General features: G+C 52.4%; 4 protein-coding genes. 3 read left to right on the top strand and 1 reads right to left on the bottom strand.

The genetic code is table 11. The annotated features are described in order from the left end of the window. Window positions 1-129: 129 nt before the first annotated feature. The 3 genes from IGS51_RS11770 to IGS51_RS11760 all read left to right on the top strand — a co-directional run bounded on the left by IGS51_RS11770 (window position 130) and on the right by IGS51_RS11760 (window position 2,680). Window positions 130-741 carry a ParA family protein gene (locus IGS51_RS11770; protein ID WP_297078570.1) on the top strand — a complete coding sequence of 204 codons (612 nt, stop codon included), beginning with the start codon at window positions 130-132 and terminating at the stop codon, window positions 739-741. Further along, window positions 734-1,927: a ParB/RepB/Spo0J family partition protein gene (locus tag IGS51_RS11765; RefSeq protein WP_297078569.1), complete on the top strand. Its 1,194-nt coding sequence runs from the start codon at window positions 734-736 to the stop codon at window positions 1,925-1,927. The genes IGS51_RS11770 and IGS51_RS11765 overlap by 8 nt, the downstream gene beginning before the upstream one ends. A 192-nt stretch (window positions 1,928-2,119) precedes the next feature. After that, a complete protein-coding gene (locus tag IGS51_RS11760; protein ID WP_297078568.1) occupies window positions 2,120-2,680 on the top strand; it encodes a hypothetical protein in 561 nt (186 codons plus the stop codon). Window positions 2,681-2,738: 58 nt separating this feature from the next. Here the strand turns inward: IGS51_RS11760 and IGS51_RS11755 are convergent, their stop codons facing one another. Further along, window positions 2,739-3,410: a hypothetical protein gene (locus IGS51_RS11755; protein ID WP_297078567.1), complete on the bottom strand. Its 672-nt coding sequence runs from the start codon at window positions 3,408-3,410 to the stop codon at window positions 2,739-2,741. Between the last annotated feature and the right edge of the window lie 416 nt (window positions 3,411-3,826).

The raw sequence follows: 3,826 nt of genomic DNA, 5'->3' as shown, positions 1-3,826 counted from the left end.
AACTGCATCCCAGAAAGCAGCCTGAATTATGCTCATCTTTATTTTTTATTGGTATAAGAACTTCTCTTAAGTCAATGGCTCAAGGCTGAAGGTCCGTACTAGACTTGAGAAAGCGCTACTACGGACAGCATGATTATTACTACTGCAAGCTTCAAAGGCGGTGTAGCCAAGACCACAACAGCCATCCATCTCGCTGCCTACTTCCAAACGAAAGGTTCGACGCTCCTGATCGACGGAGATCCAAATCGCTCTGCCTGTCGATGGGCGGAACGCGGCGTTGCAAATAGCCAGCCTTTACCGTTTAAGGTTGTCGGGGTCAACCAGGCCGCTCGATATCGAAACTGTGAACATTTCATCATTGACACAGAGGCCCGGGCCGAAGTAGAGGATTTGAAAGAAATTGTCGAAGGTTGCGATCTCCTGGTGCTGCCGACTACGCCCGATACTCTGTCTCTGGATGCGCTAGTCCAGACAGTTGAGCTTTTACAGAAAATTGGCACGGGCAAGTATCGCGTGCTGCTGACTAGGGTGCCGCCTGCACCTCGCCGAGAAGGAGAAGATGCACGAGAGTTCTTGACCGAGATGGGCTTTCCGGTATTTGACGGCAAGATTCGGGAAGCCGTCGCCTTTCAGAAAGCTGCCAATGATGGAATTCTGGTCAACCAGGTGAAGGGCGATCGCCGCTCCCGCATTGCCTGGAACGAGTATTGTGCAATAGGAGAGGAAATTCTAAATGGCTGAAAAGCAAGCAGAAAAGCGAGTCAGTCGCTTCAAAACCCTGATGGCGGTCATTGGCAATCCTTCAGAGAGAGAGATGGAATCGCCAGCATCAGACGTGCCACCTGACATCCCCGCAGATCCATCCACAGACTCGTCTACCCCATTGTCCACCTTGGCTCCTTCGGATGAGGGAATATTGGAGCAGCCTGATAGTCCATCTCAACTGTTGAACAAGAAGTTGAATGGGGAGTTGAACGGGGAGTCGAACGGGGCCAAAGTTGAAAAACAAATTCAGTCGCTACAGCCCGCGCCCACGGTTTCCGAAGTCGAATCCCAGGCCTCCCCAGCAGTGATTTGGATTGCTCATTCTAAAATCCATCGTGATCCAGACCAGGCGCGACGCTACTTTGATCCAGAAGAACTAGCGAAGATGGCTCGGTCGATGCAGGCAGTGGGGATTATCGATCCGCTCTCGGTGCGTCCCAGACCCGGAAGTCCAGGAGACTATGACCTGCTGGCAGGTGAAAAGCGCCATCGCTCAGCAGAAATTGCAAAGCTCACCGAAGTTCCCTGTCGAGTGTTTGAAGTGGATGATGATATTGCTGAGGATATTAAAGCGATATCCAATCTCCAGCGCGGCGACTTGAACAAGTGGGAAGAGACTCACGCCATTATGGGGATGCTCTGCCGCAATCTGCAAAAGTCGCCTGAAGAAGTGGTGAGTATCCTCAATCGAGCATCTAACCAGCGGCGGGGACTTACGGACAACGTTGTCCGTAGTGAGGATTGGGCAGTGATTGAAGATGTGTTTAATTTGGTAGGGCGGCTGACTCCAGAGAGTTTTCGGAAGCACCGAGTGCCCTTACTGAAGCTGCCGGACTCAATTCAGGCAATTCTTCAGCAGGGTAAGCTGAGCTATACCAAGGTCAATGAAGTGCTGAAGGTGAAAGATCCAGAGCAGCAGCGACATCTCTTGAATGAGGCGATCGCCGCTAATCTATCTGTAGACGCAATTCAGGCGCGGGTCAAAGAACTACGGCAGTCCCAAAAACTAGATGAAGCGAAAAAAATTGCTGAACCTGACCGGGTTTCTGCTCGCCTGTCGTCTGCGAGCAGGGCTGTGAAACGGGCAAATCTCTGGAAAGATCCAGAGAAAAGTGCCCGACTCAAGCAACTCCTTGAGGAAATAGAGGCTTTGCTTCAGTAGGTGCAGAAGCGTTTCTTGAATTTGACAAGTTCTGCTGGGCGTTGCAAGGGATAGTCGTGATACAACGCCTCGCAACGGTTGGGGATAATCTCTGACGTATCCTGCGAGGTACTGTAATCTAGTCGGGTCAAGAAACTTACACTAAAATTACACTAAAATAGCAACCAGATTTTTGCCTCGTTGGATTTCCCTATGGCTCGTCGTGTTAATGCTAAGTGCCAGCAGTGCGCCATGCTTGCCGTCGAAGAGGCGATCGCCCTCCACGGCCCAACGGGCGACAACTGCTGGAATCCGGCGAACGAGCAGGGCTGGGGCTATGACTGCCATCGGCGGCGATCGCACTATCGACATCGAGAGGACAATAATCGCACCCGCCGCAGGCTCCGCAAAGCTGTCAGGGAAGGTACTCCAAGCGACCAGCGGACGTTCCCTGTGCAAGATGGCGAACCAATGGCCCTACCCGCGCCGCCTCCAGTCTATGCCGCCGTGCTGGTGCTATACCGCAACCATAAGGATGCACCAGTTCATGCTGTGGGTGCAGAAATCTGGCAGGGCGATCGCCAGGTGCTTGCCCTATCGCCGATGCACTGTATGGGAATGCGGGGAAACCTGGTGACGGACTACATTCAGTCCGTGTTGGAACAGTTACATCAGCAGTTTGGCGTGTCTCGGTTTGAGGATGTGATCAAGCAACTGCCTGTTGAAGCCTGCCCGATTCAGCCGTGCCCCCTGAAGACCAGAATCGAGAATTGAAGTTGAATAAACAGAATGCTTGTCTTTTCATGCCGCATCTTACTCGCAAGTCCTGAGTTTAATCAGCCAGCCTGACCCGAAAATGTTCATCATAGAACTGTTCTCCGGGCTGCAAGACAAAGCCACCCAGCAACAGCCCCAGCCAGATGGCAACCCACGTCATATCCGGATGTTGTTGCTGTAGTCCCCGCGCCAAATCGCTAAACCGACTGCTTCGTCCATGCGTGTTTAGCCAGTCCCGAATTAGCTCTGCCCATTTGCTGACGTTTTCCTCATGCGCTACGGCGATCGCTTTTTGATGTTCTTCTTCCTGATCTAGCCAATTCAGTAATTTATCTTTCTCGATCTCTTCGACGGTGGAATGACCGCTGGCATCGCCTGCGTTGCGGCTGCGGGTTTGCAGGAAATTCTCTAGCATTTCGTCCAACCCCAGGCTCATCGTCTGGCGCAAAAACGAGGACAGCATTTCGTCAGTCAACACGGGTTCCGTATCCAAGCGATCGCGCCACCGCTGCTCCCAGGAATTTAGCAGCCACTCGGCGCGAGAGGCGTGAACCTCACACAGTTGGGCGATCGCCTCGCCCGCCACCCGCAGTTTTTCCTCCCGCTCCAGTCGAGCAATTTGCTGTTCTGCGTAGTGCCAGATTTGCTCCAGGTTTGCTGTTTCCGGATGGGCGATCGCCTGCTCGACTGCAACTCTGAACTCGATGGCTGGCTGTCCTTCTGTCATGACTCACCCAGTCTGGTGCCCACCTAAAGGGTTTGGAGAATTGCAGAGCTAACCGCGCCCCTGGGAAAATTATGCCAGTAATGCGTTGCTAGAGTGTATCTTGTCCGGCTGGAGGGGTGTGGATAGGGAGCTAGTACGACTCTACATTTTTCCTATCATAGAGATCTAGGAGTGCTGCGGCATTTGCCCGATGCTGCTGTGCCAAGGCTTCAGGTTTGAGGATTTGCACACAATGCATAAAGCGATTGAGCCAGCGCAGAAACTCATTGAGCGATCGCCCTGGAAGTTCAATCTGATAGGGCTTTGTTGCATGATTAAAAAATGGATAGATTAGCCTGAAGCAAGCTTAGTACTAGGCTTTAACCTCATAGCTGTGGGGCTTTGCGATCTGAATCATCCGGTTGAGCGCAGCACAT

This window comes from Thermoleptolyngbya sp. M55_K2018_002 (genome assembly GCF_015295965.1).
GTDB lineage: Bacteria > Cyanobacteriota > Cyanobacteriia > Elainellales > Elainellaceae > Thermoleptolyngbya > Thermoleptolyngbya sichuanensis.
This window is presented reverse-complemented; position numbering and strand designations above follow the sequence as displayed.

Bases quoted from the DNA above. Each gene is read 5' to 3' on its own strand.
- IGS51_RS11755 (WP_297078567.1), bottom strand. From the start codon at position 3,410: ATGACAGAAGGACAGCCAGCCATCGAGTTCAGAGTTGCAGTCGAGCAG.
- IGS51_RS11770 (WP_297078570.1), top strand. From the start codon at position 130: ATGATTATTACTACTGCAAGCTTCAAAGGCGGTGTAGCCAAGACCACA.
- IGS51_RS11760 (WP_297078568.1), top strand. From the start codon at position 2,120: ATGGCTCGTCGTGTTAATGCTAAGTGCCAGCAGTGCGCCATGCTTGCC.
- IGS51_RS11765 (WP_297078569.1), top strand. From the start codon at position 734: ATGGCTGAAAAGCAAGCAGAAAAGCGAGTCAGTCGCTTCAAAACCCTG.